This is a genomic window from Clostridium sp. CAG:43, from assembly GCF_000434655.1.
Classification (GTDB): Bacteria; Bacillota; Clostridia; order Lachnospirales; family Lachnospiraceae; genus Otoolea; species Otoolea fessa.
Genome location: NZ_FR895106.1, coordinates 21,885 through 22,782, shown reverse-complemented (window position 1 = coordinate 22,782; position 898 = coordinate 21,885). Strand labels below are relative to the sequence as shown.

At 52.7% G+C, this 898-nt stretch carries 1 protein-coding gene; it reads left to right on the top strand.

The annotated features are described in order from the left end of the window. On the top strand, window positions 1-898 hold an 898-nt coding region (locus QVO97_RS09945; protein WP_288189584.1), incomplete at both ends, for a peptidase U32 family protein.

The following is an 898-nucleotide window of genomic DNA, read 5'->3' as shown; positions in this document are numbered from 1 at the left end:
GGGGCGGACGCAGTCTATATGGGCGGCAGCCGTTTCGGAGCCAGGGCATATGCGGAAAATCCGGATGAAACGGGGATGCTGGAAGCGATCAACTACGTGCATCTTCATGGGCGCCAGCTTTATATGACGGTCAATACGCTGGTAAAGGAAGACGAGATGGATGACTTATACGACTATCTGCTTCCGTATTACCAGGCGGGACTGGATGCCGTGATCGTGCAGGACATGGGGGTATTTTCTTATATCCGGGAGCATTTTCCGGATTTGCCGGTTCATGCGAGCACACAGATGACGATTACCGGACCGGAGGGCGCGGCGCTTATGACGAGAATGGGCGCGGTCCGCATCGTTACAGCGCGTGAACTTTCATTGGAAGAGATACGCCGCATTTATCAGGAGACGGGCGTGGAGATAGAGAGCTTTGTTCACGGGGCTCTCTGTTACTGTTATTCGGGACAATGCCTGTTCAGCAGCCTGATCGGCGGCAGAAGCGGCAACCGGGGACGATGCGCTCAGACCTGCCGGCTTCCGTTTGATGTCCTTCGGCGGCTGGATGAGAACAACCCTAATGAAAACAAAAAACAAAAGAAAGAAAATGGCGTGTTAAATCCGGGCGATTCCAAGTATGTGCTCAGTCTCAAGGATCTTTGTACGCTGGATATTTTGCCGGATATTCTGGAAGCAGGCGTTTATTCCTTGAAAATCGAGGGGCGCATGAAGAGTCCGCGCTATACGGCAGGCGTGGTGCGCCTGTACCGGAAATACGTAGATTTATATTTAAAGAATGGCAGAAAAGGTTACCGGGTTGACCCGAAAGACCGGAAGGAGCTGCTGGATCTGTTTGACCGCGGCGGTCAGACGTTAGGCTATTATACCGAGCACAATGGACGCGATATGG